The 25,545-nt window shown below is 66.3% G+C and carries 27 protein-coding genes and 4 tRNA genes; 19 read left to right on the forward strand and 12 right to left on the reverse strand.

What is annotated here, in order from left to right; all coding sequences use genetic code 11:
* The first annotated feature begins 63 nt into the window (after nucleotides 1–63).
* Nucleotides 64–1,008 (forward strand): protein-methionine-sulfoxide reductase heme-binding subunit MsrQ, encoded by a 945-nt coding sequence (gene msrQ / locus AC6HZP_RS13555; RefSeq protein WP_497523299.1) that lies wholly within the window; start codon nucleotides 64–66, stop codon nucleotides 1,006–1,008.
* 16 nt (nucleotides 1,009–1,024) lie between these two features.
* On the opposite strand, the gene AC6HZP_RS13560 is transcribed toward msrQ, so the two are convergent.
* The 3 genes from AC6HZP_RS13560 to epmA all read right to left on the reverse strand — a co-directional run bounded on the left by AC6HZP_RS13560 (nucleotide 1,025) and on the right by epmA (nucleotide 3,879).
* The gene (locus tag AC6HZP_RS13560) at nucleotides 1,025–1,669 is read right to left on the reverse strand and encodes an FMN-binding negative transcriptional regulator (RefSeq protein WP_497523300.1); all 645 of its coding nucleotides are present in this window, start codon (nucleotides 1,667–1,669) and stop codon (nucleotides 1,025–1,027) included.
* Between the two features lie 79 nt (nucleotides 1,670–1,748).
* Nucleotides 1,749–2,819, reverse strand: a complete 1,071-nt coding sequence (locus AC6HZP_RS13565; protein WP_497523301.1) for a lysine-2,3-aminomutase-like protein — start codon at nucleotides 2,817–2,819, stop codon at nucleotides 1,749–1,751.
* Between the two features lie 16 nt (nucleotides 2,820–2,835).
* A complete protein-coding gene (gene epmA, locus AC6HZP_RS13570) occupies nucleotides 2,836–3,879 on the reverse strand; it encodes an EF-P lysine aminoacylase EpmA (RefSeq protein WP_497523302.1) in 1,044 nt (347 codons plus the stop codon).
* Nucleotides 3,880–4,021: 142 nt separating this feature from the next.
* Between epmA and efp the strand changes: the two genes are divergently transcribed.
* From efp to AC6HZP_RS13600, 6 genes are all read left to right on the forward strand, one after another.
* Nucleotides 4,022–4,588 carry an elongation factor P gene (gene efp, locus AC6HZP_RS13575; protein WP_201404056.1) on the forward strand — a complete coding sequence of 189 codons (567 nt, stop codon included), beginning with the start codon at nucleotides 4,022–4,024 and terminating at the stop codon, nucleotides 4,586–4,588.
* A 426-nt stretch (nucleotides 4,589–5,014) separates the two neighbouring features.
* Nucleotides 5,015–6,538 (forward strand): putative bifunctional diguanylate cyclase/phosphodiesterase, encoded by a 1,524-nt coding sequence (locus AC6HZP_RS13580; protein ID WP_497523303.1) that lies wholly within the window; start codon nucleotides 5,015–5,017, stop codon nucleotides 6,536–6,538.
* Between the two features lie 85 nt (nucleotides 6,539–6,623).
* Nucleotides 6,624–7,229, forward strand: coding sequence for a methyltransferase family protein (locus AC6HZP_RS13585; protein WP_497523304.1), 606 nt, complete (start codon nucleotides 6,624–6,626; stop codon nucleotides 7,227–7,229).
* Nucleotides 7,230–7,423: 194 nt separating this feature from the next.
* Nucleotides 7,424–7,843, forward strand: a complete 420-nt coding sequence (locus AC6HZP_RS13590) for a cysteine rich repeat-containing protein (protein ID WP_497523305.1) — start codon at nucleotides 7,424–7,426, stop codon at nucleotides 7,841–7,843.
* A gap of 23 nt (nucleotides 7,844–7,866) precedes the next feature.
* Nucleotides 7,867–8,481 carry an OmpA family protein gene (locus AC6HZP_RS13595; protein ID WP_497523306.1) on the forward strand — a complete coding sequence of 205 codons (615 nt, stop codon included), beginning with the start codon at nucleotides 7,867–7,869 and terminating at the stop codon, nucleotides 8,479–8,481.
* Nucleotides 8,482–8,636: 155 nt separating this feature from the next.
* Entirely contained in the window at nucleotides 8,637–9,929 is a 1,293-nt protein-coding gene (locus AC6HZP_RS13600; protein WP_497523307.1) for an NAD(P)/FAD-dependent oxidoreductase, read from the forward strand.
* A gap of 79 nt (nucleotides 9,930–10,008) precedes the next feature.
* On the opposite strand, the gene AC6HZP_RS13605 is transcribed toward AC6HZP_RS13600, so the two are convergent.
* From AC6HZP_RS13605 to AC6HZP_RS13625, 5 genes are all read right to left on the reverse strand, one after another.
* Nucleotides 10,009–10,085: transfer RNA gene (locus AC6HZP_RS13605), tRNA-Arg, on the reverse strand.
* Nucleotides 10,086–10,218: 133 nt separating this feature from the next.
* Nucleotides 10,219–10,524: an ETC complex I subunit gene (locus tag AC6HZP_RS13610; protein WP_201404061.1), complete on the reverse strand. Its 306-nt coding sequence runs from the start codon at nucleotides 10,522–10,524 to the stop codon at nucleotides 10,219–10,221.
* A 38-nt stretch (nucleotides 10,525–10,562) separates the two neighbouring features.
* A tRNA-Pro gene (locus AC6HZP_RS13615) sits at nucleotides 10,563–10,639 on the reverse strand.
* Nucleotides 10,640–10,740: 101 nt separating this feature from the next.
* Nucleotides 10,741–11,208 (reverse strand): DUF192 domain-containing protein, encoded by a 468-nt coding sequence (locus AC6HZP_RS13620; RefSeq protein WP_497523308.1) that lies wholly within the window; start codon nucleotides 11,206–11,208, stop codon nucleotides 10,741–10,743.
* A gap of 5 nt (nucleotides 11,209–11,213) precedes the next feature.
* Entirely contained in the window at nucleotides 11,214–11,792 is a 579-nt protein-coding gene (locus AC6HZP_RS13625; protein ID WP_244669938.1) for a cold-shock protein, read from the reverse strand.
* A gap of 293 nt (nucleotides 11,793–12,085) precedes the next feature.
* Here AC6HZP_RS13625 and AC6HZP_RS13630 point away from each other — a divergent pair, with 293 nt between their 5' ends.
* The 7 genes from AC6HZP_RS13630 to AC6HZP_RS13660 all read left to right on the forward strand — a co-directional run bounded on the left by AC6HZP_RS13630 (nucleotide 12,086) and on the right by AC6HZP_RS13660 (nucleotide 17,077).
* Complete coding sequence (locus AC6HZP_RS13630) at nucleotides 12,086–12,502, forward strand: VOC family protein (protein WP_201404063.1); 417 nt, start codon at nucleotides 12,086–12,088, stop codon at nucleotides 12,500–12,502.
* Between the two features lie 116 nt (nucleotides 12,503–12,618).
* Nucleotides 12,619–12,693 (forward strand) — tRNA-Glu (locus AC6HZP_RS13635).
* Between the two features lie 76 nt (nucleotides 12,694–12,769).
* Nucleotides 12,770–12,844 (forward strand) — tRNA-Glu (locus tag AC6HZP_RS13640).
* A gap of 199 nt (nucleotides 12,845–13,043) precedes the next feature.
* Nucleotides 13,044–14,588, forward strand: coding sequence for a helicase HerA domain-containing protein (locus AC6HZP_RS13645; RefSeq protein ID WP_497523310.1), 1,545 nt, complete (start codon nucleotides 13,044–13,046; stop codon nucleotides 14,586–14,588).
* 144 nt (nucleotides 14,589–14,732) lie between these two features.
* Nucleotides 14,733–15,281: a hypothetical protein gene (locus tag AC6HZP_RS13650; RefSeq protein WP_497523311.1), complete on the forward strand. Its 549-nt coding sequence runs from the start codon at nucleotides 14,733–14,735 to the stop codon at nucleotides 15,279–15,281.
* 54 nt (nucleotides 15,282–15,335) lie between these two features.
* Nucleotides 15,336–15,980: a L,D-transpeptidase gene (locus AC6HZP_RS13655; RefSeq protein ID WP_201404066.1), complete on the forward strand. Its 645-nt coding sequence runs from the start codon at nucleotides 15,336–15,338 to the stop codon at nucleotides 15,978–15,980.
* 62 nt (nucleotides 15,981–16,042) lie between these two features.
* Nucleotides 16,043–17,077: an amino acid ABC transporter substrate-binding protein gene (locus tag AC6HZP_RS13660; protein WP_497523312.1), complete on the forward strand. Its 1,035-nt coding sequence runs from the start codon at nucleotides 16,043–16,045 to the stop codon at nucleotides 17,075–17,077.
* A 144-nt stretch (nucleotides 17,078–17,221) separates the two neighbouring features.
* Here AC6HZP_RS13660 and AC6HZP_RS13665 read toward each other — a convergent pair whose 3' ends face one another.
* The 3 genes from AC6HZP_RS13665 to AC6HZP_RS13675 all read right to left on the reverse strand — a co-directional run bounded on the left by AC6HZP_RS13665 (nucleotide 17,222) and on the right by AC6HZP_RS13675 (nucleotide 18,893).
* On the reverse strand, nucleotides 17,222–17,506 hold the full coding sequence (locus AC6HZP_RS13665) for a GIY-YIG nuclease family protein (protein ID WP_497523313.1): 285 nt from the start codon (nucleotides 17,504–17,506) through the stop codon (nucleotides 17,222–17,224).
* A gap of 115 nt (nucleotides 17,507–17,621) precedes the next feature.
* Entirely contained in the window at nucleotides 17,622–18,176 is a 555-nt protein-coding gene (locus AC6HZP_RS13670; protein WP_497523314.1) for a 2,4'-dihydroxyacetophenone dioxygenase family protein, read from the reverse strand.
* Between the two features lie 15 nt (nucleotides 18,177–18,191).
* Entirely contained in the window at nucleotides 18,192–18,893 is a 702-nt protein-coding gene (locus AC6HZP_RS13675) for an SDR family NAD(P)-dependent oxidoreductase (RefSeq protein ID WP_497523315.1), read from the reverse strand.
* A 139-nt stretch (nucleotides 18,894–19,032) separates the two neighbouring features.
* On the opposite strand from AC6HZP_RS13675, the gene AC6HZP_RS13680 reads away from it, so the two are divergent.
* From AC6HZP_RS13680 to AC6HZP_RS13695, 4 genes are all read left to right on the forward strand, one after another.
* Nucleotides 19,033–19,755: a GntR family transcriptional regulator gene (locus AC6HZP_RS13680; protein WP_497523316.1), complete on the forward strand. Its 723-nt coding sequence runs from the start codon at nucleotides 19,033–19,035 to the stop codon at nucleotides 19,753–19,755.
* A 32-nt stretch (nucleotides 19,756–19,787) separates the two neighbouring features.
* Nucleotides 19,788–20,657 carry an NAD-dependent epimerase/dehydratase family protein gene (locus tag AC6HZP_RS13685; protein ID WP_497523317.1) on the forward strand — a complete coding sequence of 290 codons (870 nt, stop codon included), beginning with the start codon at nucleotides 19,788–19,790 and terminating at the stop codon, nucleotides 20,655–20,657.
* Between the two features lie 273 nt (nucleotides 20,658–20,930).
* A complete protein-coding gene (locus AC6HZP_RS13690) occupies nucleotides 20,931–22,193 on the forward strand; it encodes a Glu/Leu/Phe/Val family dehydrogenase (protein WP_201404463.1) in 1,263 nt (420 codons plus the stop codon).
* A gap of 205 nt (nucleotides 22,194–22,398) precedes the next feature.
* Nucleotides 22,399–23,487 carry a hypothetical protein gene (locus AC6HZP_RS13695; RefSeq protein ID WP_497523318.1) on the forward strand — a complete coding sequence of 363 codons (1,089 nt, stop codon included), beginning with the start codon at nucleotides 22,399–22,401 and terminating at the stop codon, nucleotides 23,485–23,487.
* Nucleotides 23,488–23,708: 221 nt separating this feature from the next.
* Here AC6HZP_RS13695 and AC6HZP_RS13700 read toward each other — a convergent pair whose 3' ends face one another.
* Nucleotides 23,709–24,779 (reverse strand): FUSC family protein, encoded by a 1,071-nt coding sequence (locus AC6HZP_RS13700; protein WP_497523319.1) that lies wholly within the window; start codon nucleotides 24,777–24,779, stop codon nucleotides 23,709–23,711.
* A gap of 169 nt (nucleotides 24,780–24,948) precedes the next feature.
* On the opposite strand from AC6HZP_RS13700, the gene AC6HZP_RS13705 reads away from it, so the two are divergent.
* A complete protein-coding gene (locus AC6HZP_RS13705; RefSeq protein WP_201404074.1) occupies nucleotides 24,949–25,470 on the forward strand; it encodes a DedA family protein in 522 nt (173 codons plus the stop codon).
* Nucleotides 25,471–25,545: the final 75 nt, after the last annotated feature.

Raw genomic sequence — 25,545 nt, forward strand, 5'->3', positions numbered from 1 at the left:
CGGCGTGACACCTTTTACGCCGATCGAGCGTATGAGGACGGAGTGCGATTGCATGAGGTCCCGATGAATCGATCCGCCGCGCCGGCCCCGCGCCTTTATCCCTGGCAAGACAGGAAGGGCGACTTCTCGCCGTTGAAGGCATTCGTCTTCGCCGGTGTGTTCCTTCCCGGCCTCTGGCTGATCGTTCGCGGCTCGATGGGCACGCTCGGCCCCCGCCAGATGATCGAGATCAACCATCAGGCCGGGCTCTGGGCGGTCCGCTTCCTGCTGCTGACGCTGGCCGTCACACCGCTGCGCTATGTCTGGCGCTGGCCGGAGCTGGTGTTCGTGCGCCGCACGCTCGGCAACGCCGCCTTCGCCTATGTGCTGCTCCATCTCGTCGCCTATGCCGGCGATCTTGCCTGGGACATCCCGAAGGTCGTCTCGGAGCTGTTCGCCCGGATCTATCTGACCATCGGCCTGATGGTGCTGATCCTGCTGACGCCGCTCGCCATCACTTCGACCAACGGCATGATGCGGCGGCTGGGCGGCATCCAGTGGCGCCGTCTGCATCGCCTCGTCTACCCGATCATTCTGCTGGCAGCGCTGCACTTCTTCCTGCAGTCGAAGCTCGGCGTCACCGAGCCGATCGTCATCACCGCCGTCGCGGCATGGCTTCTGGCCTGGCGCCTGCTGGCGGCGTGGCTCGGCGAGGCGCGGATCGCCACGCTGCCGGCCACGATCGGCCTCGGCATCGCCGTCACCGTCGCCACCGCGTTCGGCGAGGCGCTCTACTACTATCTGAAGATCGGCGTCGCCTTCGGCCGCGTCCTGCCGACCAATTTCAACCCGGCCGCCGGCATCCGGCCGGCCTGGATCATCGGCGGCATGGTGCTCGCCGTCGTCGCCATCGCGGTGCTGCGGCGTTTCCTGCCGGCAAAAGCATCGAAGCGCACCGATCGCCGGGCGAGCACTGCGACGCGGAAGCCGGAAGAGGCCTCATCCGAGCCGCAGGGCAACGCCGCCTGACCGTGCCTGCGAAAGCCTATTCGCCCGCCGGGGGAATGTGCTCGGCAACCAGCGCCGCCATCTCGACGGCATCCGGGCGGTCGCTTCTCAAGCCGTCGACGACGCCCTGCCGATCGGCGACAGCGCGGTTCTGGCTGACCTTCCATTTGCCCTCGATCCGGTCGATCGGGATCTCGAGGCCGACGATGCCCTTCATCTGGCCGGCGACATAGGCCTCCGGCGCGTCATCGACGCTCCAGCTGTGCTGCCGCCCCTGCTCGCTGGCATCGGTGAGTTCGCCGACCTGCCGGCGCAGCCATTCCGTCGATTCGAGAACGCGCGGCGTGCCCCAGGCGTGCACCGTCACGTAGTTCCAGGTCGGCACGACCTTGTGATTCTCCGCCTTGGCGGCGTACCAGCTCGGCGTCACATAGGCGTTCGGCCCCTGGAACAGCACCATCGCTTGCGAGCCGGCCCGAAGCGCCGCCAGCTGGTCGTTGGCCCTCGCGATATGCGCGCGGAGCAGGCCCTTCTCGGCGCCCTCGGGATCGATCAGGAACGGCACCAGATTGGCCATCAGCCCGCCCTCGCCCGCCGTGACGAGCATGGCGAGGGGATGGGCGCGGATCAGCGCGTGCATCACATCGAGCCGGTCTTCGCGGAAATGGGGTGGCTGGTACACGGTGAATTCCTCTGTGCGGCAACGGGCAATCGTGCCACCCCGCACCCAGAAGGTGCAAGGCTGGAACGATAGGGCTCGTTCAGACGGCGTCGTTGAACCGGTAGGCGTGCTCGACGCCGTTCGGGTCGGTCACGGTGTCGTCCTCGTGCACGTAGTCCGGCCCGATCGGAACCTTGCCGAAGCCGCCCGGGATATCGAGCACGTAGGTCGGCTGCGCCAGCCCCGAGAGACGGCCGCGCAGCGCCCGCATCAGCGCCTGTCCCTCGGCGATCGAGGTGCGGAAATGGCTGGTGCCGGGCGCGAGGTCGCCATGATGCAGATAATAGGGCTTCACCCGCGCCTCGACGAAGCCGCGCATCAGCGCCGCCATTGTCTCCGGATCGTCGTTGACACCCTTGAGCAGCACCGTCTGGCTGACCATGGCGATGCCGGCATCGGCGAGACGGGCGAGCGCAGCTTTTACGTCCGTCGTCAGCTCGCGTGGATGGTTGGCGTGGATGGCGACATAGACGGTCTTGCCCGTGTTCCGCAGCGCCGCGACCAGCTCCGAATTGATCCGGGCCGGGTCGACGACCGGCACGCGGGTGTGAAAGCGCAGGATCCTGACGTGCTCGATGGCGCGAAAACGCTCCAGAAGCTCGGCCAGCCGGCGCGGCGCGATCACCAGCGGATCGCCGCCGGTGAAGACGATCTCCCAGATCTCCGGGCGCTCGCGGATATAGGCGAGCGCTGCCTCGAGCTCGGCCTCGCCCAGCATGGTCGGCCCGCCGGGGCCGACCGTTTCGCGGCGGAAGCAGAAGCGGCAATAGACGGCGCAGACATGCACCAGCTTCAGAAGCACGCGGTCCCGGTAGCGATGCACCAGTCCCGGCACCGGGCTGTGCGCATCGTCGCCGATGGGGTCGGCGCGCTCGTCCGGCAGCGTCGTCAGCTCCGCGACAGAGGGCACGAACTGCGCGGCGATCGGATCTGTGGGATCCTCGGCATCGATCAGCTTCGCCATCGCGGGCGTCACGGCGACCGCATAGCGCTCGGCGACCTGGTCCAGCCCGGCCTGCGCGGCAGCCGGCACCAGCCCGGCCTCGACCAGGGCGGTCGGAGAACGAAGCGTCAGCGATTTTTCGAGCGGGACGACGGGTGAGCGCGGCATGGCCGCACTCTTTCGATCATTCGGCCGCCGGTGTCCAGATCACAAGATCGAGACGCGGCGCGCCGGTCGCCAGCATCACCAGCCGGTCGAAGCCGAGCGCGATGCCCGACGCCTCCGGCATGATGGCGAGGGCTGCGAGGAAATCCTCGTCGAGCGGGTAGCGATCGCCATAGACGCGCTGCTTCTCGTCCATCTCGGCGATGAAGCGGCGGCGCTGCTCGGCCGGGTCGGTCAGCTCGCCGAAGCCGTTGGCGAGCTCGACACCGCAGCCATAGAGTTCGAAGCGCTCGGCAACGCGCGGATCGCTCGCCTTCGGCCGGGCGAGCGCCGCCTCGACGACCGGATATTCACAGAGGATCGTCGGCCGCCCCTGCCCCAGATTGGGCTCGACCTTCTCCGCGATGATGCGGCTGAAGATGTCGCTCCAGCTGTCGTCGAAGACGATGCGGATGCCGGTCGCGACCGCCTGCTCGGCAAGCGCGTCACGATCCGCCGCGCCGTCCTCGGCAAGCGTCGCGAGGAGATCGATGCCGGCATGCTTCGCGAAAGCCTCGGCGACGGTGACCCGCTCCGGCTCCAGGAAGGGATCGCAGACATGGCCGCGATGGGTGAAGAGGCGCGTCTCCGCCGCTTCGGCCGCCTCAGTCAGCAGCGCCGCGCAATCCTCCATCAGCGCCTCATAGGGCGCGCCGGCGCGATACCATTCGAGCATGGCGAATTCGCAGGCGTGGCGCGGCCCGAGTTCGCGGTTCCGGAACACCGGCCCGAGCGTGTAGATCCGCTCCTCGCCGGCCGCGAGCAGCTTCTTCGCCGCGAATTCCGGCGACGTGTGCAGATAGAGCGGCTTGCGGGTGCCGTCCGGAAACACGCGCTCGGTGGCGAAGGCGTGCAGATGCGCCTCGTTGCCGGGCGAAACCTGCAGGATCCCACACTCCACCTCCAGGAAGTCGCGCGCCTGGAACCAGGAGTGCACGGCCGCCTTGATGCGCCCGCGCTTCAGGAGCAGCGGCCGGCGATCGGCGTGGACATGGGGCGACCACCAGGGTGACGCGCTGGTCATTCTCACGGTTCTCCTGTCGTCGCGAGGGGGCAAGCCCGCTGGCATTTGCGAGATTCGACTGGCGCGAACCAGCGGAATCGCTATGGTGCGCGCCATTATCGCGCCTTTGTACGGGCGCCGACGCCAATCTGAGGGTTAATTCGTGAAGGTTATCGCCAGCCAGGTCCGCAAGGGCAACGTTCTCGAGATCGACGGCAAGCTTTACTCCGTCCTGATCGCCGAGAGCTTCCATCCCGGCAAGGGAACGCCGACCACGCAGATCGACATGCGCGGCCTCGCCGATGGCGTGAAGATCTCGAACCGCTACAAGACGACCGAGCAGGTCGAGCGTGCGTTCGTCGAAGACCGTGACTTCTCCTACCTGTTCCAGGACGGCGAAGGCTACACGTTCATGAACACCGAGAACTACGAGCAGCTGATCGTTTCGGCGGCCGTCATCGGTGACGCAGCACCGTACCTCCAGGAAGGCATGGTCGTCCGTCTGTCGATTTTCGACGAGCAGGCCGTCGGCATCGTCCTGCCGCAGCGCATGACGCTCGAGGTCGTCGAGACCGAGCCCACCACCAAGGGCCAGACCGCTTCCTCGTCCTACAAGCCGGCGATCCTGTCGAACGGCGTCCGCTCCATGGTTCCCCCGCACATCGGCCCGGGCACGCGAATCGTCGTGCTCACCGAGGACGGCTCCTATGTCGAGCGCGCCAAGGACTGACGTCCTCCCGTCGACCATGGTCCAGACCGTGCGTTGAACCAAGGTTTCGTGGCGCCGGGCTTCGTCCGGCGCCATTTTTATGTCATCTAGAAAATCCGATCCCCGGCGAAATCTTCCGCAAATACCGTACGCCGTATCGCTACGTCAGCAGATTAGGTTCGACTGTTTCCAAACAGTCGATACCCGAGCGCTTCGCCCTGCTTGTCTCGGCGTTGCCAACGCTACTTCCGACGGCATGCCGCAAGGTCAGCATCACTGGCATATTACTTCGCTGGGCGGACATAATGCGATTGTTCGAAATATAGCTCAAATCTTCTATTGACTTGATTGCCTATTGTCCCTGACTCTGGCGGCGGGTCGGACTGGGGGGTCCAGACGCAACGCACCCGACAATGGGTGCCGGTTTGCGTGGAAGCCCCAGGCGCGGTGGGCAATAGCATAATGATCGGCATCCTGGTTCTAGGATTAGGCGCGCTTTTCTTCGCCATGGTTGGGCTGATGGCCATCAACACGGTGGACGGAATTGCGCCGTTCCTGCTGTATCTGGTCACCAGCCTCGCCATGTCGTTCGTCGTCGGCGCGTTTCTGCTCCGGATCCAGCTGCGCCTGCGCCGCGCGCTCGACCGCTCCCATCGAAAGCAGCGCCAGCTCTCTGCCAGTGCCCGAATCGATTCGTTGACGGGCCTCATCAATCGGGCCGCCTTCATGCGCGCGCTGGACAGGGCGCTCGACGCCTGGCGGAACGGCGGTCCGCCGGTCGCCGTCTTGCTGATCGACCTGGACCATTTCAAGACCGTGAAGGATACGCACGGCCACGCCGCCGGCGACGACGTGCTGATCGAGACGGCCCGCCGGCTTTCAGGCTTCCAGGAGGCGAACACCACGGTCGCCCGGCTGGGCGGCGACGAATTCGCGCTCCTGCTCGAGGATGACCAGGGCGGCATACCGCGCCGCGTCGGGCGGCGCCTGCTCGACACCCTCGCCGCCCCGATCCCGATCCCGAACGGCTTTGCCCGCGTCGGCGCCACGATCGGCCTCGCGATTTCGGAGGACCGCGCCGTCACCAGCCAGGAACTGCTGCATGCCGCCGATGTCGCGCTCTATGACGGCAAGCGCCACAGCCGGGGATCGCTGCGCGCCTACGAGGCCGGCATGGACGAGGCGCAGAGGGACCGAAGCATGCTGGAGGGCGATCTGCGGCGCGCCATGACCGCGGGCGAGATCGTCCCCTACTACCAGCCGCTGATCGAACTCCATGGCGACCGGCTGATCGGATTCGAGGTGCTCGCGCGCTGGCAGCATCCCGTGCGCGGCATCATCCCGCCGACGTCCTTCATCCAGATGGCGGAGGAATCGGGCCGGATCGGCGAGATGTTCTACACGCTGCTGGGGCGCGCCTGCGAGGACGCCCGCAACTGGCCGAAGGATCTACGCCTTTCGGTCAATATCTCGCCCACCCAGTTCGCCGAGCCGCTGATGGCGTCCCGCATCCTTTCCATTCTCGACAAGGCGGGCTTCCCGCCGGCGCGGCTGGAGCTGGAGATCACCGAGAGCACGCTGGTCGACGAAGTGTCGTCGGCGCGCGAGATCCTGAACACGCTGCGCAACGCCGGCATTTCCGTGGCGCTGGACGATTTCGGCACCGGCTACTCCAGCTTGCGCCATTTGAGCGACTTGCCCGTCGACCGCCTCAAGATCGATCGCGGTTTTGTCGCGAGCGCGCAGCGCAACGGCGAGGACTGGCGGATCATCCGCGCCATCGTGCAGCTCGCCGGGACGTTCAATCTCGCCACGACCGCCGAAGGCATCGAGGCGCCGGAAATCCTGTCGACGCTGCGCGACATGGGCTGCGATATCGGCCAGGGCTATCTGTTCGGACGGCCGATTTCCGCCGAACAGACGAGCCTCTGGCTGCAGCAGCGCCCGGCCCTTCGTGCGATGGCATCCTGAGGCCCGCGGGCGGGCGGACACCTCGCTCGTAGAATCGGCGCAATTCGCGTAGAGCAGAGTCTGCATTCCGCAACGGAAGCCGACCATGCGCGCTCGAGCTCTCAATCAGAGACTGCGTATCCACCTGATCCAGGCCGGCGCCGTCGTCGCGTCTATCGGGCTGTTGCTCGTCGGCCCCTTCTGGGGCGGCGAGACGCATGAGGTCCTCCAGCTGGCCGGCATAGGCCTCGTGCTGGCCTGCGTCGCGGGACGGATGTGGAGCATTCTCTATATCGGCTCGCACAAGAACCGGCAGCTGACGACGCTCGGACCGTATTCGGTCACCCGCAACCCGCTCTACCTGTTCTCGACCATCGGCGCGGTCGGCATCGGCCTGATGTATGGCTCGCTGGTGGTTGCCGCCCTGCTCGGGCTGTTCAGCTATGCGGCCTTCATCGCCACCGCCCACAAGGAAGCCGACCATCTTGTCACGCTGTTCGGCGAACGCTATGCCGCCTACGCGGCCGAGACGCCGATGTTCTGGCCGAAACTGTCGCTCTATCGCGATACCGAGGAGCTCTCCGTCTCGACCCACGCGCTCCGGCGCACCTTCCTCGACGCGCTATTGTTCCTCGCGATCATCCCGCTCATGGAGCTGATCGAGCGACTGCACGCCGGCAACTATCTGCCGGTCTTTTTCCGTGTCATCTGATCCGGCGACCGTCTGCGTGACATCGCGTGAGCGCTCGATTCCGCCAGTATTCGGCATGGACTCTGTACCCAGCGGACAGTAGCGTGAAATTCCCATGCTAGCTTTTTCTTGAGCCCGATTTCCGAGAGGGCGAAGCTGACGCAGCGGCGTGCGCCCTCGGCGCATGAGACGTGAACAGAGGCGGGGAAATCACGATGAGACTTACATTGCCTAGTCTTGCGGCCGTGCTTTTGATGAGCCTCGGCGGGCAAGCGTACGCGCAGACGATCAGTTATTCCGAGGCCGGGGCGTTGCTCGCAAAGAGCTGCGGCAAGGACATCGAAAAATACTGCCCCAAGGTCAATCTGGGCGGCGGCGCCCTCAAGGATTGCCTGACGGCGCAGGCAGCCAAGATCAATCCGCAGTGCGTCGCCGACTACAAGACCGTGGTCGCGTCGCTCGACGCCCGCCTCGCGGCGCAGGCGGCGGTCACCAAGGCCTGCCGCGGTGACGCCACCCAGTTCTGCCAGGGCACCGCGCCCGGCAACGCGCATTACCTCAACTGCCTGAACGCCGCCAAGAAGGTCGTCAGCAAGCGCTGCACAACCGCCATCACCAACGCCGGCTGGAACTGAACGTCATGTCGAAAAACATCCGTATGACATCCCGCCTCCCGTCCGGCTCGCGCGGCCTCGCCCTGGCCGTCGCCCTCCTGCTCGCGGGCGCGAGCGGAGGCCCCGCCGGCGCGCAGACGGCGCTGAGCGGCACCGAAATCGTCAACACCATGAACAGCGCCGCCCGGGCTGCGCCTCCCGGCCTGTCGGCGGCGCTGATCCGCCAGGCCGTGCAGCAGCACATGATCGACAATCCGGGCACGCCGATCACCTGGAAGCCACTGGAACTTCTGGACAATCTCGCCCAGGTCAACGTCCAGATCCAGTTCGCGCTGAACTCCGCGATCATCCGGCCGGAATCCTATGCGACGATCGGCTCGATCGCCGATGCGCTGCACCATCCGGTGCTGGGCGGCTACAAGTTCGTCGTGACCGGCAACACCGACACGACCGGCAACCGCAAGGACAATCTGGCGCTGAGCCAGGCGCGCGCCGACGCCGTCGTCGAGGCGCTGACGACGACCTATCACGTCGACCCCGCCCGCGTCGAAGCCGTCGGCCTCGGCCAGGAATCACTGCAGGACGTCAAGAACCCGAAAAACCCGATCAACCGCCGGGTCCAGCTGATCAACATCGGCAAATACCTTCCGGGGAAGTAGAGCCGCCACCTGGCGCCAGGCACCGCCAACAGGATGGGGAGCGACGCGCGACCGGCGCGCCGCTCCCCTAAAGCCGGAGATGCTCAGGAGCCGCCGGACATTTGGCTTCCCACGAGATAGATTGAGGCCATGGCGAAGCGGGTGGGCACCATCGAATGCCAAATCCTCGAACGGTAATCATCGGCGGCGGGTTTGCCGGACTGAGCTGTGCGAAGGCCCTGGGCGGCGCGCCCACCGACGTAACCCTGATCGATCAGCGCAACTATCATCTATTTCAGCCGCTGCTCTACCAGGCAGCCACGGCTCTACTCAGTCCGTCCGAGATAGCGTGGCCAATCCGGACGCTGCTTCGCCGCTACAAGAACATCCAGACTCTGCTCGGCACGGTCGTGGGTGTCGACCGCACAGCGCGCGTCGTCCATCTCGAGGGACGGCAATCTGTGCCGTTCGATTATCTCGTGGTCGCGACCGGGGCCAGGCATGCCTATTTCGGCCATGACGATTGGGAGGCGTTCGCGCCGGGCCTCAAGAATCTCGATGACGCTACCGACATACGTCGCAAGATATTGCTCGCCTTCGAGCAGGCTGAGTTCGAACCGGACCCCGCCAAACGCGCAGCCCTTCTGACATTCGTCATCATCGGCGGAGGTCCGACGGGCGTCGAGCTCGCCGGCATGATCGCAGAGCTGACGCGAAGGACCTTGCCCGGAGAGTTCCGGGCCTTTTCTCCGCAGTCTGCCCGGGTGATCCTGGTGGAGGCCAATGCGAGAATCCTGGCGACTTTCACCGAGCCTCTCTCGGACTTCGCCGTGCGATCGCTGGCGGACATGGGCGTCGAGGTGCTGGCCGGGAAAGCAGTTACCCATATCGATGCCAAGGGCGTCGTGGTGGGTGACGAGCCGATTGAAGCGGCAACCGTCCTATGGGCTGCCGGAGTGCAGGCCTCGCCGGCTGCGCTTTGGCTGCATGCGGCTTCGGACCGCGCCGGCCGGGTGATCGTCGGTCCCGACTTGAGCATCGAAGCGGGCATCTGGGTCATCGGGGACACGGCAGCCGCCAAGAGCGAAGGAAAACCTGTGCCGGGCCTCGCTCCGGCGGCAAAGCAGCAGGGAAAGTACGTGGCTGCCGAGATCCGGAGAAGGCTCCAGGGCGACGCGAAGCCGTCCACGCCGTTTCGCTATCGGAACCAGGGCAATCTCGCCACGGTAAGCCGCAAGGCAGCCATCGCCGAATTCCCCCATTTGCGTCTCAAGGGATGGATCGCGTGGTGGCTCTGGGGAATCGCCCACATCTTCTTCTTGATCGGGGCACGCAACCGGCTGGCCGTAGCCCTCAACTGGCTTTGGGCCCATGCCACGGGCGGCCGGGGCGCGAGACTGATCACGCGCCACGACGAGCACGGCCCTTCAGATCAGGACGACTTACGCCCCGCGCCACGCCGCCACTAAAGGGAATGCTTGAGGCCGAGCTCAGGCCTACCGAGAATTCGGAATGACGCCGGAATTCAATCTAACCTGTTGAAATGATTGGCGACCCCGGCTGGGCTCGAACCAGCGACCTGCCGCTTAGAAGGCGGCTGCTCTATCCAGCTGAGCTACGGGGCCGAATTGGCCGGCGCATTGCCGCGCCGCGGTCGTTCCGACCGCTGGAGCATCGTTGCCTAGACCCGATACTCCAGCTCTTCATTCCGTCGCGCGATCCTCGCGCGAACCGGCATCCGCTTCGCGCGAATGCGGTCTAGTGCGTCCAGGCCTGGGCGCGGCCGAACTTGAAATTGTCCGAATACGAGATCTTCTTGCGCGTATCGTCCTGCGCGGTGAAGAGCTGGTAGGGAATGCCGTTCTTCTCGGCGTAGGCGATCGCCTCTTCCTGCGTGTCGAACGACAGCTTGATCTGGCGCTTCATGTCGACCGTGGAGGTGTAGCCCATCAGCGGCTCGACCGAGACCGGAACTTCCGGCTCATAGGTCAGCATCCAACGCTCGGTCTTCGCCTTGCCCGACTGCATCGCATTGCGTGCCGGCCTGAAGATACGCGCAACCATCGTTGGATCGCCTCCATCAAAATACGGGTCGCTTCGAATGGTCGGGGCAGTAAGATTCGAACTTACGACCCTCTGGTCCCAAACCAGATGCGCTACCAGGCTGCGCTATGCCCCGACTTTCACGACAAGGGTGGATTACACGTTCGGCCCAGGCTCTTCAAGGCATGCCGGGGCGACAAATTGGAGCCTCAACAAGCCAGATGTCGCGATCGGCGGTCAGCGCGCCGGAATGGCGAAATGATCGCCGGGGCGAAGGCCGATGCGATCCGCGCTGCCGCCGACGAGTTCGAGCACATAGCGAACCGGCGCGCCGCCGGGGATCAGGGCCTCGGAGAAGGGCGTCGTCCGCTTCTCGATTCGCGAGGTGGTGCCGTCCGCCCGGATGAAGATCATGTCGAGCGACAGCGGCGTGTCCTTCATCCAGAAATAAACCGGCAGATTGCTGCCGAAGTCGAACAGCATGCCATGGTCGGGCGGCATGCTCTCGCGCCCCATCAGGCCACGCTCTCGCTCGCTCGGCGTCGAGGCCCATTCGATGGTCAGCGGATGCCGGCCGGTCGCGGTGGTCACCTCGATGCGGGACGGCTCCCTGGCATGGCCGGCAACGACCGAAAGCGCCAATCCGACGATCAGCGCTGCGCACCAGGTGACGAGGAAGCCGGAACGGGGTTGGCGCGTCGACACGGCGGTCAGTGCGACGACGGCCCGGTCGAGACGCCATCGGGGCGGATCTCGGCGGCCATCAGGCCCTTGTCGCCGTCGCCGAAGCGGACGAGGACGGTCTGGCCCGGACGCAGCTCGGTCAGGCCATAGCGGCGCAGCGTCTCCATGTGGACGAAGATATCCTCCGTCCCCTCGCCGCGCGTGACGAACCCGTAGCCCTTGACGCGATTGAACCACTTCACGACGCAGCGCTCGAGCCCGCTGGTCGGCACGATGACCTGGTGGGTGCGCGGCGGTCCGGCCTGGGCCGGATGGATAGCCGTCGAATCATCCATGGAGATGACGCGGAAAGCCTGCAGGCCGCGCTGGCCCTTGGTGACCTCGCAAACGATACGGGAACCTTCATAAGCGGTCTGGAAACCGTCACGCCGAAGGCAGGTCACATGCAAAAGGATATCCGGCGAACCATCGTCCGGCAGGATGAAGCCATAGCCCTTCGACGCGTCGAACCACTTGATCGAGCCGACTACCTCGACCAGATCCAGCCCGCCCTCGTCCTCCCGCCCCGTGGCGGAAGACGGTTCAGCGCTGTTCTTGGAACCCATATCGCCGGCCCCCGATAGGCCTTTTCAGGCCGAATACACACATGGTCGACCGCATGGCACCGCCATTGAAGCGCACCCGCCGCCGATTCCCTTAACAAAGAATAACATCGGAAGTGGCGTAGACCAGTGGCATCCGGGCCACAACCGGGGATTTCCGTCCTTGGGATGCCGCTGGGGGCCGGGTTCCTGTTTGAAGGCGCTGCCGTTATGGTGGCGGGGCAATTCGTCGGCGCGGGCGCGACCCGCGGCCTCCGGCAGCCGACAATGCCAATCCGGAAAAAGGATGCCGCCCTATGAAGTACCTCCACACCATGGTCCGCGTGACCGACGTCGACAAGTCGATCGCGTTCTACAAGGAGCTCGGCCTCAATGAGGTTCGTCGCATCGACAATGAGAAGGGCCGCTACACGCTGTACTTCCTCGCAGCCCCCGGCGACGAGGACGCCCAGGTCGAGCTGACCTTCAACTGGGATCCCGAAGTTTACGGCGAGGGCCGCAATTTCGGCCACCTCGCCTATCGCGTCGACGACATCTACGCCCTTTGCGACAAGTTGCAGAAGGCCGGCATCACCATCAACCGTCCGCCGCGCGACGGCCACATGGCCTTCATCCGTTCGCCCGACAACATCTCGGTCGAGCTGATCCAGGCTGGCGATCCGCTGCCGCCGCAGGAGCCCTGGGCTTCGATGCCGAACACCGGCAAGTGGTAGAACCGAGCAATTCCGTGCCGTCTCAGCGATGAGACGGCACTCTATCCACAGGCGGGATGGAGGATGCTCAGGCGGTCTTGTCACTCCGGGGGTTGGCCCCTATAAACCGCCTCGCCGCGCCCTTCGTCTATCGGTCAGGACGCCACCCTTTCACGGTGGAGAGAGGGGTTCGATTCCCCTAGGGCGCGCCAATCCCCTTTGACCGAACTCCGACATTATTGCCGGAGCTTGTCACTTCGGGGGTTACCGCCTATAAACCGCCGCGCTGCGCCCTTCGTCTATCGGTCAGGACGCCACCCTTTCACGGTGGAGAGAGGGGTTCGATTCCCCTAGGGCGCGCCATCCCCTTTGACCGAGTTTCGCGACGAGCCCGGCTGGCAGAGCCGCCGGGCCGTATGGTTTTTGCGTAACCGGGCCGATGGCCCGCCCTCCGGATGGATCTCCTGTGGAGTTCCGGCGGAGCGTCCCGACGCCCCGGCTGCCCGTGCTAGGCTCCGGCCGAGCGTGCGGGACGAAGCGTGCAAAGGCGAAGTGGAGCACTATGAAAGCTGGAATCGAACTCGGGACCAACCAGACGGGCCAGCCGGCCCTTCTCGACCTCGAGGAACTGCTTTCGACGCGCCTTCTCGTGCAGGGCAATTCCGGCTCCGGCAAATCCCACCTGCTGCGGCGGCTGCTCGAGCAGAGCGCCGGCATGGTGCAGCAGGCGATCATCGATCCCGAGGGCGACTTCGTCTCGTTCTCCGAGCGCTTCGGCCACACCGTCGTCGACGCCGAGCGCAGCCCGAGCGAATTGCAGCGGATCGCGCTGCGCATCCGCCAGCACCGCGCCTCCGTCGTGCTCAATCTGGAAGGCCTCGACGCCGAGGAGCAGATGCGCTGCGCCGCCGCCTTCCTGAACGGCCTCTTCGATGCCGATCGCAGCGTCTGGTATCCGATGCTGATCACGGTCGACGAGGCGCAGATTTTCGCGCCTGCCGTAGCCGGCGAAGTATCCGACGAGGCGCGCCGCCTCTCGCTCGGCGCGATGACCAATCTGATGTGCCGCGGCCGCAAGCGCGGACTGGCCGGCATCGTCGCGACGCAGCGCCTCGCCAAGCTCGCCAAGAACGTCGCCGCCGAGGCCTCGAACTTCCTGATGGGCCGCACCTTCCTCGACATCGACATGGCGCGCGCCGCCGATCTTCTCGGCATGGACCGCCGCCAGGCGGAAGGATTCCGCGATCTCGATCCCGGCCAGTTCGTCGCGCTCGGACCGGCGCTGTCGCGCAAGCCCATTCCCGTCCGCATCGGCGCCGTCGACACGGCCGGACGCAGCGGCCGCCCCGTGCTGATGCCCCTGCCGGAAGTGCCGCAGGCGGAGATGCAGGACCTGATCTTCGTCGGCGGCGAGGACGACCTGCTGCCGATGCCGACGCCGAGCGTTTCTCGCGCCCGCGGCACAGCCGAGCTGCTGCGCGACATCGAGACATCCGGCCCGCTCGACAGCGCGGCGGCGGAAGTCGAGACCGACACCCGCACGGAAGCCGAAAAGCAGGAAGTGCTCGACAGCGTCTATGCCGAGATCATGTCGGATCCGGAAACGGCCTTCCGCCCGGCGCCGCTGATCTACCAGGACTTCCTGTTCCACTGCCGCATCAAGAAGCTCGGCACCTATGGGCAGGACATGCCGAGCTTCCGCAAGCGCCTGGCGCTGGCGCGCGCCGGCGTCGCCTCCGACAGGGGCGACGAAGCCTGGGAGCAGGTCTTGACCGTGGCGGAGAGCCTGCCGGAAGAAATGCAGGGCGTGTTCCTGCTGCTCGCCCGCGCCGCGCGCGAGGAAGCGCCCTGCCCGACCGACGAGGCGCTTGCCAATGCCTATGGCAGCCGCTCGCCGTCGCGCGGACGATGGCTCCTCACCTACATGTCCGAACACGGCCACATCCGCAACGAGGTGGATTTCCGCGGCAGCCGGATCGTGACGATCGCCGGCGTCAACTGGCGCACCCTGCCCGGCGCGCCGAAGGCCGGACCGATCAAGAAGGTCGACCCGCTCCGGCGGGCGCCGATGATGCCCATGCCGCCGACCGGGCATATCGCTGAGTAAGCACTCGCCACACATGTGGCGAACAGTTGCATTTTTCGCCGCACCGCCGCCATGATGCTGACCAGAATCGCGTGCTGCCTTAGCGTGAACACGCTGCAGCATCGAGGTGGAACGCTCCGCCTCGTGGTCGCGGAAGGGGGAGAGATGCAACAAGCCGCTACGTCATCGGTGGGAGGAACTCCGATCGGAGCGCCCAACCGTCGCACTGCCGCCCTGCTGGCCGGCGCCGCCGCGCTTCTGTCGATCGCCGGTTGTGCCTCGGTCACGGAGCGCGCGGGACCGTCCGTCGGCCCGGCCCCGTCCGTCGCCATCACGACGGAGGATCTGATCGGCAACTGGGGCCTCGGTTCGTTCCGCCAGGAGGCCGACCTGCCGCGCACCATCACCGAGGCGCGCCGCTATTGCAGCAATCCCTATGTCATCACGCGCGGTCCCAACAACGGCGTGATGATGTACCTGGCCGATCAGCCGAAGCCGAGCGAGCTGGTGCTGAAGACCGCCAGCGGCCGCGTTTATCTCGGCCCGCCCGGCCCGGCCGGCACGCCGAAGGACCGGCAGATCACCTCCTTCCAGGACGGCGTCCTGATCGCCCCCTGGGTCGATCCCAGCGTCACGGCGCGCTACGGCACCATGGTGTTCGTGCGCTGCGGGCAATCGGCGCCCGCCGCCGCCCCGACGGCTGCCGCCGGCTGAGTTCGGCCCGGCCGAGGCCGGGTCATTCCCTGTCAGTCCCAATCCGAGGTTACGATGCGAACCATCACGGCCAGACTGCTCCACCAGATCTTCAAGCGCCCCCTGTCGATCGCGCTCATCGGCTGCACCGCCGCGCTCGGCCTGTCGGCGACCCTTCCGGCCCAGGCCGCGCCGACGCGCGACGTGCTGCAGATCCCCGAACAGCCGGGCCTCGTGCCCTCGGCGCAGGATTCGCTGCTGCCGCCGGAATTCCGGCCGCAGCCGGTCTATTTCCGCACCAACGAGAAGCCCGGAACGATCATCATCAACACGGATGAGCGCTTCCTCTATCTCGTCCAGCCCGACAGCCGTGCCATCCGTTACGGCGTCGGCGTCGGCCGCGACGGCTTCCAGTGGTCGGGACTGCTCAAGATCTCGCGCAAGGCGGAATGGCCGGACTGGCGGCCGCCGGCGGAGATGATCCAGCGCCAGCCCTATCTGCCGCGCTTCATGGCCGGCGGCGAGGGCAATCCGATGGGCGCCCGCGCGCTCTATCTCGGCGACACGATCTACCGCATCCACGGCACCAACCAGCCGCAGACAATCGGCCATGCCCTGTCCTCGGGCTGCTTCCGCATGGTGAACAACGACGTCATCGACCTGTTCGACCGGGTTCCGGTCGGCACCAAGGTCATCGTTCGCCAGCAGGCGAAGCTCTGACGTGAAATGCCGGGCCGTCCCGTCCGGGGCGGCTTCCATGATTGATCAACGGGAAGGCGACCATGGTGTTTCCTGCGAAGGTTCTTTCTGGCCGCGTGGCGGCGATGGCTCTCGCCGTCACCCTCGGCTCGGCCGCCGCCGCTGAGGCCGGCACGCTCGACACGGTGAAGCAGCGCGGCAATCTCATCTGCGGCGTCAGCCAGGGCCTGCTCGGCTTCTCCAACGCGGGAGACGACGGCAAGTGGAGCGGCTTTGACGTTGATTTCTGCCGCGCCGTCGCCACCGCGATCTTCAAGGATCCGGAAAAGGTCACCTATGTGCCGCTCTCCGCCGCCGAGCGCTTTGACGCGCTGAAAGACGGCAAGGTCGACCTCCTGTCGCGCAACTCGACCTGGACCATGTCGCGCGAGACGGACCTGCCGCTCGCCTTCGCCGGCGTCACCTATTATGACGGCCAGGGCTTCATGGTGAAGCGCGACAGCGGCAAGGTCTCGGCGCTGGAGCTGGACGGCTCGACCGTCTGCGTCCAGAGCGGCACCACCAGCGAGCAGAATTTCGTCGACTACTTCAACGCCAACACGATGAAATTCACGACGATCGCCGCCGGCAGCCCGGAGCAGTCGCTCGACAACTACAAGTCCGGCAAGTGCACCGTCATCACCACGGACGTGTCGCAGCTCTATTCCGAGCGTGCGAGCCTGCCGGATGCTGCCGACAACATCATCCTGCCGGATGTCATCTCCAAGGAGCCGCTCGGCCCCGTCGTCCGCCAGGACGATCCGAAATGGCGCGCCCTCGTCAGCTGGGTCCACAACGCCATGCTGAACGCCGAGGAGCTCGGTGTCTCGTCCGAGCGCGTCGACGAGGCCAAGGCCTCCAAGAAGCCTGATGTTATGCGCCTCGTCGGCACCGACGGCGCCTTCGGCGAGAAGCTCGGCCTCTCCAACGACTGGGCCATCGAGATCGTCAAAACCGTCGGCAATTACGGCGAAGTCTACGAGCGCAATCTGGGCGTCGGCTCCAAGCTCGGCATCCCGCGCGGCCTGAACCAGCTCTGGTCGCTCGGCGGCATCCAATACGCCCCGCCGATCCGCTGATCAGGGGCTTCGATACGGATAAGGCCGGCGTCCGAGGACGCCGGCCTTTTTTGTTTCTGGGATGCGCGGCTACCTACCGACCTCGCCGAAGCCACCATCCCCAACATGCTGAGGAGGCCCGCAGGGCCGTCTCGAAGCACGCACTCACTTGCGGCGGGCAAGTTCCCGTATCGCTGCCCAATCGCCACGGATCAGGGCTTCCTTCTTGGCGCGCGACCAGCCCTTGATCTGATGCTCCGCCGCATAGGCGTCGGTGAGGCGATCAAACTCTTCGGACCAGACGAGCTCCACCGGCCGCCTCGAATGGGTGTAGCCGCGATAAGCTCCCGATTGATGCTCCAGAAGCCGCCGCTGCCGATCTTCAGCCGAGGTCGAGCCGACATAGTAGCTGCCGTCCGCACATCGGAGCATGTAGACGGCGGCCGTCATGGTGCGTTCTGGAGCCTCCTTCGAGGCCCGGCTTCGCCGGGCACCTCAGGATGTTGGTAGAGGGTGGCACATGCAAACCACCTGCATCCGCCTCAACACCCCGTTACGCCGCCCCTCACCGGATGAACTGGTCGATATACCCCTCGCCCAGGCCGATATCGGTGTAGTGCTTGCGGCAGAGGTCGATTTTGGTGAAGACGTCCTCGTAACCCTGCACGGCGCCATCGGGATCGACATAGATCATGGCGCCGTTGACCTGGAACAGCGTGATCATCTCGGTCACATGCGGCTCGACGACGAGCGTGTGCGTCTCGCCGGGGGCCTCGTAGACGTAGGAGCCCTCCTCCGCCGTCCAGTCGTGCTCGAGATAGTGCCAGCTGCCCTTCAGCACCCAGCCATGCACCGGCTGCGGATGTCGGTGGCGCGACAGCACGCCGGATTTCCGAACCCGCAGCAGGTTCATCCAGTAGCCGCGGCTCGCCGACAGGCAGAGCGGGCGGAACCAGACATTCTCCTGCTGCGGCACCCAGAGACGCTCATCCGTAGGGATGGCGTTCGGGATGACGATCTCGGGGAAGGATTCCTTCGGCTGCGGATGCCGATAGGGAATGCGCTTCGCGTCGGCGTCGGTCTCGAGGCCGGAATGGTTGACCGTGGTGTTGTCGCTCATGGTCTCTCTCTCATCTCAAACCGAGGCATAGCCGCCGTCGACGGGAACGACGCTTCCCGTCATGAAGCGCGCCGCATCGGAACAAAGGAAGGCGACGACGTCGCCAATATCGCGCGGCTCGCCCCAGCGCTTCATCGGCGTGCGGCCGATGATGCCGGCCGAACGGACGGGATCCTCGACAATGCCGCGCGTCACCTCGGTAGCGATCCAGCCGGGCGCGACCGCGTTGACGCGGATGCCCTCCTCCGCCCAGGCGACGCCGAGCGCCTTGGTCAGCTGCGCCACACCGCCCTTGGAGGCGGTATAGGCCGGCACCAGCGGGCCGCCGAAATAGGAGAGCATCGAGGCCGTGTTGACGATCGCGCCGCCCTGTTTCGCCAGCAGCGGCCGCGCGCCGACGCACATCCGCATCGTGCCGGTCAGATTGACGTCGATCACCTTCTGGAACACGGCCATGTCGTATTCCTGGCCCCGGAAGAGCACGCCGGCGCAGTTGACGAGCGCATCGAGCCGCTCAAAGCGCGCCAGCACCGCGTCGACCGAGGTCTGGTCAGTAACGTCGAGGAGGACGGCGCGAAGTCCGTCGCGCGCCGGCACGGCGGCGACTTCCGCCTCGCTCAGGCCGGTGACGGTGACGGCGTAGCCGGCGGCGAGCAGCGCTTCGGCGACACCGAAGCCGATGCCGCGCGCCCCGCCGGTGACAAGAGCCTGTTTCAAGATGCGAATACCCTCCCCGAGGCGCCGCCGGCCGACATGGCCGGGTGGCGGCGCTGGATCCGTCCGGGCGACGTTGCGTTGATTGGTAAAATTTCACATGTTACATGTCAACCGAGGTTTCCATCGGATGCAGGCCAGCTTGACCCAGGACGATTCCATCCCCCAACGCGCCCAGACGGCCGGCTTCGAGCCGCTGAAGCACGCCGATCTGGCCGAGCAGACCTATGCGGCGATCCGCCGGCGCATCCTGCGGCGCGAGCTGGAGACGGGCCAGCAGATCCCGATCGATATCGTCGCCGCCGAGCTCGGCGTCAGCCGCACGCCGGTCCTCGACGCGCTGAAGCGGCTGGCGTCGGAGGGGCTGGTCGAGATCCGGGCGCGGCGCGGCTGCTATGTCCGGGCACTCACGACCGACGACATCCGCGAGATCTTCGAGGTGCGCGAGGCGATCGAGCTCTATGGCATCCGCGCGGCGATCCGCGACGGCCGGCACGGCGCGCTCGCCGATGAACTGAGCGCCGCCTGCGTGGCGATGGAGGCGGCGACGGCGGGCGACATCTATGTCGACTATGACCTCTTCACCGAATGGGATCGCGCCTTCCACCGCGCCATCGTGACCGCGAGCGCCAATCGCCGGCTGGAGGAGATCTACGGCAATCTGCATGTGCATCTGCACATCATGCGCGTGCACTATTTCCGCGAGCTCGAGGCGGCTATCCGCATCAAGCGGGATCATCGCGCCATCCTCGACGCCGTCCGGGCCGGCGATCTCGCCGCGGCGCAGGCGGCCGTGTCGGCGCACATCTTCGTCACGCGCGACCGCATCATCGCCAATCTCGCCCGCGACGGCGGCCGGATGTGACAGCGCCCTACCCAGAAAACGGACAGTCGAAAATGCGCATTGCCATCACCGGCGGCAACGGAAACCTCGCCCGCAAGCTGATCGCCGGCCTCGGCGCGGAACCCTGGTGCGAGGCGATCGTCGCGCTCGATCGCCGCTTCGACCCGATCGAGGCGCCGGCACACACCACGGTCGCCTGTATCGAGGCCGATCTCCGCCAGCCGGACGACCACCGCTGGCTGGATGCCGTCGCTTCGGTCGACGCCGTCATCCACCTCGCCGCGCAGAACCCGTTTCCGGAAGCCGACTGGACGGATTCCACACTCTCCTTCGACATGACCGCCCTGCTCTTCCGGGCCGCCGCGCAGTCCGGCGTCCGGCGCTTCGTCTTCGCCACCTCGAACCATGTCATGGGCGGCTACAAGGACACTGATATCGCCGTCACGCCGGGCTCGCTCACCGAGGACCTGCCGCCGTTGCCGGGCACGCGCTGGCGCAACGACGCCGGCAGCAGCGACAGCACCCCCTATGCGGTTGCGAAGCTGATGGGCGAGCGGCTCTGCTGCAGCCTCGCCACGCGGGACGGGCTCACGGCGGTGGCGCTGCGCATCGGCTGGTGCCAGCCGGGCGACAATCATCCCTCCAGCATCTCCGCCTCCGGCACACCGCACAGCCGGCTCGACACGATGGACGCCGCCGCGCGGCGCGATCTCGCCTGGTTCCGCGGCATGTGGCTGTCGAACCGCGACCTCGTCACCATCTTCGCCGCCGCGCTCCGCGCCGATGCCGCCGGCTGGCCCTCCCCCGGCATCGTCGTCAACGCGGTTTCCGGCAATCGCGACATGGCCTGGAGCCTTGCCCGCGCCCGCGACCTCCTCGGCTACGTGCCGGAGGACGACATGGCGCGCGAACTGGGCCTCTAGCCCGCCCCAGGCATCCCCTGCGTAACAGAGTCGGATCGGCGGCCTTAGCAATAGGGCCGCGCCGGCGCCGCATGCCTGAGCGCTCCTCTGGCGATCACCGCCCGCATCTTCGGCAATATGTTTGTCGATTGAGCACGAAAAGGTGCAAAATTTGGGCAGCCGCGCAACAAAATGCGTCAGAAATGTTGCCCTATTCGGGCAGAGCAGTCATAACGCGGGCGATAACCCATGCGGGGAAATACCATGACTCTTAATAACCGGAGCGAGGCAAGGATGTCCGACGTCACCATGCTCGACCAGGCCCTGACGCGCCTTGACGAAGCAGCTGCTCATCTGAATCTGGATGGCGACGTCCTCGAGAAGCTCAAATATCCGCGCGAGACCACCAAGGTGCGGCTGATGATCCGCATGGACGACGGCTCGCGGAAGTCCTTCATGGCCTGGCGCTGCCGCTATGACGACACGCGCGGCCCGACCAAGGGCGGCATCCGCTTCCATCCGGAATCGACCATCGAGGAAGTCGAGACGCTCGCCTTCTGGATGACGATGAAGTGCGCCGTCATGAACCTGCCCTATGGCGGCGGCAAGGGCGCGGTCCGCGTCGACCCGCATTCGCTGTCGAAGGCCGAGCTGGAGCGCCTGTCGCGCGCCTACATGCAGGCCTTCTCGAAGATCGTCGGCCCGGACCGCGATATCCCGGCGCCGGACGTCTACACCAACTCGATGATCATGGGCTGGATGGCGGACGAATACGCCTCCATCGTCGGCCAGTCGACGCCGGCCGTCATCACCGGCAAGCCGATCTCGCTCGGCGGTTCGCTCGGCCGCGACGACGCCACCGCGCGCGGCGGCTACTACCTGGTCCGCAACCTCGCCTCGGAACTGGGCCTGACGCCCGGCGCCCGCGTCGCGATCCAGGGCTTCGGCAATGCCGGCCAGCACATCGCCAGCCTGCTCGGCGCCGACGGCTACAAGATCGTCGCCGTCTCGGACTCGAAGGGCGCGATCCACAATGACGCCGGCCTCGACGTCGCCAAGCTGCTCGCTTCCAAGAAGACCGGCTCGGTGCTGCAGCTGGTCGGCCAGGACGGCATCAAGGCCATCGACGCCGACGCGATCACCTCGGTCGACTGCGAGATCCTGGTGCCGGCAGCGCTTGAGGACCTGATCCACAAGGACAACGCCGCCGACATCAAGGCGCGCGTCATCCTGGAGCTCGCCAACGGCCCGATCACCCCGGAAGCCGACGTGATCCTCGCAGAGAAGAACGTCGTGGTCCTGCCCGACATTCTCGCCAATGCCGGCGGCGTCACCGTCTCCTACTTCGAGTGGGTCCAGAACCGCCAGGGCTACTACTGGACGGCGGAAGAGGTTCGCTCGCGCCTGCAGGAGACCATGGACCGCGAAGGTCGCGCCGTCTGGGATCTCGCCCAGAAGCGCGGCATCACCATCCGCAGCGCGGCCTATGTGCATGCCCTGTCGCGCGTCGCCGGCGCCATCGAGGCACACGGCACGCAGAAGTTCTTCACGAGCTAAGACAGGTCGCGGCCTACCGGCCGACGATCCGGGACGCTTCGCGGCGGCGGCACCTGGTGCCGCCGCCGTTTTTTTTTGCCGCCCGCCAGCTTGCGCCGCCCAGGCCCGCCATCACGCCGGCTTGACCGCCAGATACCGCCAACGTCTTCTGTCGACATCCTGGCGACCATGCCTGCCGGCCGCCAGATGCCGAGGGAGGCTCGCCATGGATTCCGTGTTTCGCGTCGCTGTCGTCATCATCGGGCTCATCGCGCTCGGCCTCTATTTCCGCTCGATCGTGCGCGTGTTGCTGATCAACCGTCGCGAGCGCGATTTCATCGAGCGCGGCACGCGCTTCGTGGCGGTGACGATCGTGCATGCCCTGGCCAAGCCCGGCGACGACTATGCGAGGACGCAGCGCGCCCAGGCCTGGGTGCTGCCGCTCTTCATCCTCCTGTCGGTGGCGAGCTGGTTCCTGCTCGTCCAGGTCGCCTTCACCTGCATCCTCTGGGGGTTCCGGCTCGAAGCCGGCTGGGCGCCGGCCTTCAGCTCCAGCGGCTCCGCGCTCTCCACGCTCGGCTTCAAGACGCCGCCGAGCCTCTGGGGCGAGTATCTGGCGATCTACGAGGCGGCGATCGGCCTTGCCATCGTCATCCTGCTCTTCACCTTCGTGCCGAGCTATCAGGCCGCGATCCAGATCCGCGAGCGCAAGGTCGGCTGGCTCTATGCCCGCACCGGCCGCTGCCCCACCAGCTCGAGCCTGCTCGAATCGCTGCAGCGCTCCGGCCAGGTCGAGCATCACGGCGCCGTCTGGGAGGAGTGGGAAAACTGGTTCCGCGGCGTTCTGGAAACCCATTCGATCTCGCCGATCCTCGCCTATGTGCCGGCCGTCTATCGCGGCACGAGCTGGGTGGGCGCCGCCGCCGCGGTGCTCGACGCGACGTCGCTGGTCGTTTCCTGCCTCGAGGAAAAGCACACGGAATCGGCCCGCATCTGCCGCGGGACGGGCGTCGCGGCGCTGAAGCTGATCGCGATCGAGATCAACCCGCGCATTCCTGAAAACGCCTGGACCAACGCCACGGTCGATCCGAAGCTCATCGCGCGCTTCGACCAGCTCTACGACAAGCTGGGGGAGATCGGCCTGCCGACCCTGCCCGACCGCGACGCCTGCCGAAAGACGTTCGTCCAGCTGCGGGCCGAGTACGAGACGAGCATCCGCCTGCTGGCGGAATCGACGCTGATGCCGGTGGAGGAGCCCTGGATCCTGCCGCACGCCCACACCGAGACGAACCACGCGCCACCGACGCTGGCTTGAGCGGTTGGCTTCGTACCCCTCCAGCGGGTCCCGTCTTTCACCTCTCCCTGAGGGAGAGGTCGACGGCCGAAGGCCGGCGGGTGAGGGTTTACGGCTTCACCGGATAGTTTCCTAAACCCTCACCCGGCCCTGCGGGCCGACCTCTCCCTCAGGGAGAGGTAAAGGGCAACGCGGATCGAGCGGCTCAATCGGGCTCGCTGGTTGAATTACGGGCCAGACACTCAGGTAGCGTCGGCCATGTCGGCAACGCAGCCGGCCAGTTGCTCGATCGAATGGCGAACCTGGCCCAGCGCGAAGATCAGGTTCGAGACGTGAGCGGCCGCATGGGCCGTCTGGTCCGCCGGGACTGCCGCCTGCCCGGCCACGGCGCGCGCGGCCGTGTCGAAGCTGGCGATGGCATCGTCGAGACCGTTCGTCGCCGGCGGCGCGACGCCGCCCGCCAGCGCGTCGCCGAGCGAAAGCAGGGCCGCGCGGACGGCCTCCGACACGGTTCCGAGCGGCGCGCTCAGCGCGTCGCTCACCGGGCTCGGCTGGATCATCGCGCGGTGAAACAGGAAGATCGAGGTGCGCAGGCCCCAGAGATTGTGCCGCAGCAGGAACGGATCCGCCTTGCTGCGCGAGATGTGACTGGCCTGTTCTTCCCGGACCTCGTTGGCGAGCGTCTCGATCTTCGCGAGCGAGATGTGGATGTCCTCGCCCACTGTCCGGATCGCGGCTTCGTCCGGCGCCTTGCCGGCATTCGCCACATCCAGGTCGATCAGCCCGGCCAGCAGGCCGAGCGCATGCTTGCCCTCGTTCCGGAGGCTGGTATCGGAGCGCGCCGGCGCGACGACCAGCGAGACAAAGATGCCGATCGCGCAGCCGATCAGGATCTCGCTGACGCGATGCACGGCCGAGATCAGCGCCAGGGTGTGCGAAGGGGTGGCGACCAGCAGGATCGCCGCCGTCATCGGCGCGATCCGGAGGCTCGGCCGCTTCGCCGCGAGCATGGCGAGCACGCCGGTGCAGACGATCAGCGCGAACAGCGTCCATAGCGGCGTTCCCGGCGTCAGCAATGCCGCGACGAAGCCGAAGGCCGCGCCCGCCAGCGTGCCGATCACGCGGTCTCCCGCCGCCTGCAGCGAGGCGCCGATGCGCGTCTGGATGATGATGATGGCCGTGATCACGGCCCAGTATCCCTGCGGCAGGGCCAGCAGATAGGTGATCACGGACGCGAGCCCCGCGCCGACGGCGGTGCGCAGGCCGGACTTCCAGGTGTCGGTATCGGGGATCATCCCGGCGGGAAATCGCATGCCGCCTCCGCGCAAATCAAAGCCATTCGTTTCGTCAACTTGGCCATGTCGGCACGGACTGTCACGCGAAAAGGTCCGTCATCCACGGCGAGGTATTTCCTCTGGTCGCCTGTCAGCACGACTGTCAAAGTGCCGCGAACGCAACGATGAATCGGAAGTCGACTCGCACATGCACTGGATGCAGGACGGTCTCGCGCTGATCCAACCCTATATCGCCGCCTATGGCAGCTTCGCGATATTCCTGATCATCTATTTCGAGGCCCTCGGCGCGCCGTTGCCGGGCGAGAGCGCGCTGGTCGCCGTCGCCGCGCTGGCGACGCGGGGCGACATCAACCTGACGCATGCGCTGATCGCCGCCTTCTGCGGCGCCGTGCTCGGCGACAGCACCGGCTACGCCATCGGCCATTTCGGCGGGCGTCCGCTGCTGCTCCGCTATGGCAGCTACGTCAAGCTGACGCCCGAGCGCCTGACCAAGCTCGAAGCTCTTTTTCGCGCGCGCGGCATGTGGATCGTCATGGGCGCGCGCTTCGTCGCTATACTGCGGCAGCTGAACGGCCTCGTCGCCGGCGCCGTCGCCATGCCGTGGCCCCACTTCCTGATCGCCAATACCATCGGCGCCGCCGCCTGGGTGCTGGTATGGGGCGTCGGCCCCTATGTGGCCGTCGACTGGTTCAAGGCGATCCTGCACTAGGATCTCTCACACGATGCGGACGCCGGAGTGAAGAAGGCGCGCTCCGGCCCAGGCTCCATGCTATCGTGACGCTAC

The organism is Kaistia sp. SLG-1, assembly GCF_059699055.1.

Excerpts from the sequence above, each read along its gene's own strand:
- msrQ (WP_497523299.1), top strand. The coding sequence starts at position 64 with ATGAATCGATCCGCCGCGCCGGCCCCGCGCCTTTATCCCTGGCAAGAC.
- AC6HZP_RS13565 (WP_497523301.1), bottom strand. The coding sequence starts at position 2,819 with ATGCCGCGCTCACCCGTCGTCCCGCTCGAAAAATCGCTGACGCTTCGT.
- epmA (WP_497523302.1), bottom strand. The coding sequence starts at position 3,879 with ATGACCAGCGCGTCACCCTGGTGGTCGCCCCATGTCCACGCCGATCGC.
- AC6HZP_RS13585 (WP_497523304.1), top strand. The coding sequence starts at position 6,624 with ATGCGCGCTCGAGCTCTCAATCAGAGACTGCGTATCCACCTGATCCAG.
- AC6HZP_RS13590 (WP_497523305.1), top strand. The coding sequence starts at position 7,424 with ATGAGACTTACATTGCCTAGTCTTGCGGCCGTGCTTTTGATGAGCCTC.
- AC6HZP_RS13595 (WP_497523306.1), top strand. The coding sequence starts at position 7,867 with ATGACATCCCGCCTCCCGTCCGGCTCGCGCGGCCTCGCCCTGGCCGTC.
- AC6HZP_RS13600 (WP_497523307.1), top strand. The coding sequence starts at position 8,637 with ATGCCAAATCCTCGAACGGTAATCATCGGCGGCGGGTTTGCCGGACTG.
- AC6HZP_RS13610 (WP_201404061.1), bottom strand. The coding sequence starts at position 10,524 with ATGGTTGCGCGTATCTTCAGGCCGGCACGCAATGCGATGCAGTCGGGC.
- AC6HZP_RS13625 (WP_244669938.1), bottom strand. The coding sequence starts at position 11,792 with ATGGGTTCCAAGAACAGCGCTGAACCGTCTTCCGCCACGGGGCGGGAG.
- AC6HZP_RS13630 (WP_201404063.1), top strand. The coding sequence starts at position 12,086 with ATGAAGTACCTCCACACCATGGTCCGCGTGACCGACGTCGACAAGTCG.
- AC6HZP_RS13645 (WP_497523310.1), top strand. The coding sequence starts at position 13,044 with ATGAAAGCTGGAATCGAACTCGGGACCAACCAGACGGGCCAGCCGGCC.
- AC6HZP_RS13650 (WP_497523311.1), top strand. The coding sequence starts at position 14,733 with ATGCAACAAGCCGCTACGTCATCGGTGGGAGGAACTCCGATCGGAGCG.
- AC6HZP_RS13655 (WP_201404066.1), top strand. The coding sequence starts at position 15,336 with ATGCGAACCATCACGGCCAGACTGCTCCACCAGATCTTCAAGCGCCCC.
- AC6HZP_RS13660 (WP_497523312.1), top strand. The coding sequence starts at position 16,043 with ATGGTGTTTCCTGCGAAGGTTCTTTCTGGCCGCGTGGCGGCGATGGCT.
- AC6HZP_RS13665 (WP_497523313.1), bottom strand. The coding sequence starts at position 17,506 with ATGACGGCCGCCGTCTACATGCTCCGATGTGCGGACGGCAGCTACTAT.
- AC6HZP_RS13670 (WP_497523314.1), bottom strand. The coding sequence starts at position 18,176 with ATGAGCGACAACACCACGGTCAACCATTCCGGCCTCGAGACCGACGCC.
- AC6HZP_RS13685 (WP_497523317.1), top strand. The coding sequence starts at position 19,788 with ATGCGCATTGCCATCACCGGCGGCAACGGAAACCTCGCCCGCAAGCTG.
- AC6HZP_RS13690 (WP_201404463.1), top strand. The coding sequence starts at position 20,931 with ATGTCCGACGTCACCATGCTCGACCAGGCCCTGACGCGCCTTGACGAA.
- AC6HZP_RS13695 (WP_497523318.1), top strand. The coding sequence starts at position 22,399 with ATGGATTCCGTGTTTCGCGTCGCTGTCGTCATCATCGGGCTCATCGCG.
- AC6HZP_RS13700 (WP_497523319.1), bottom strand. The coding sequence starts at position 24,779 with ATGCGATTTCCCGCCGGGATGATCCCCGATACCGACACCTGGAAGTCC.
- AC6HZP_RS13705 (WP_201404074.1), top strand. The coding sequence starts at position 24,949 with ATGCACTGGATGCAGGACGGTCTCGCGCTGATCCAACCCTATATCGCC.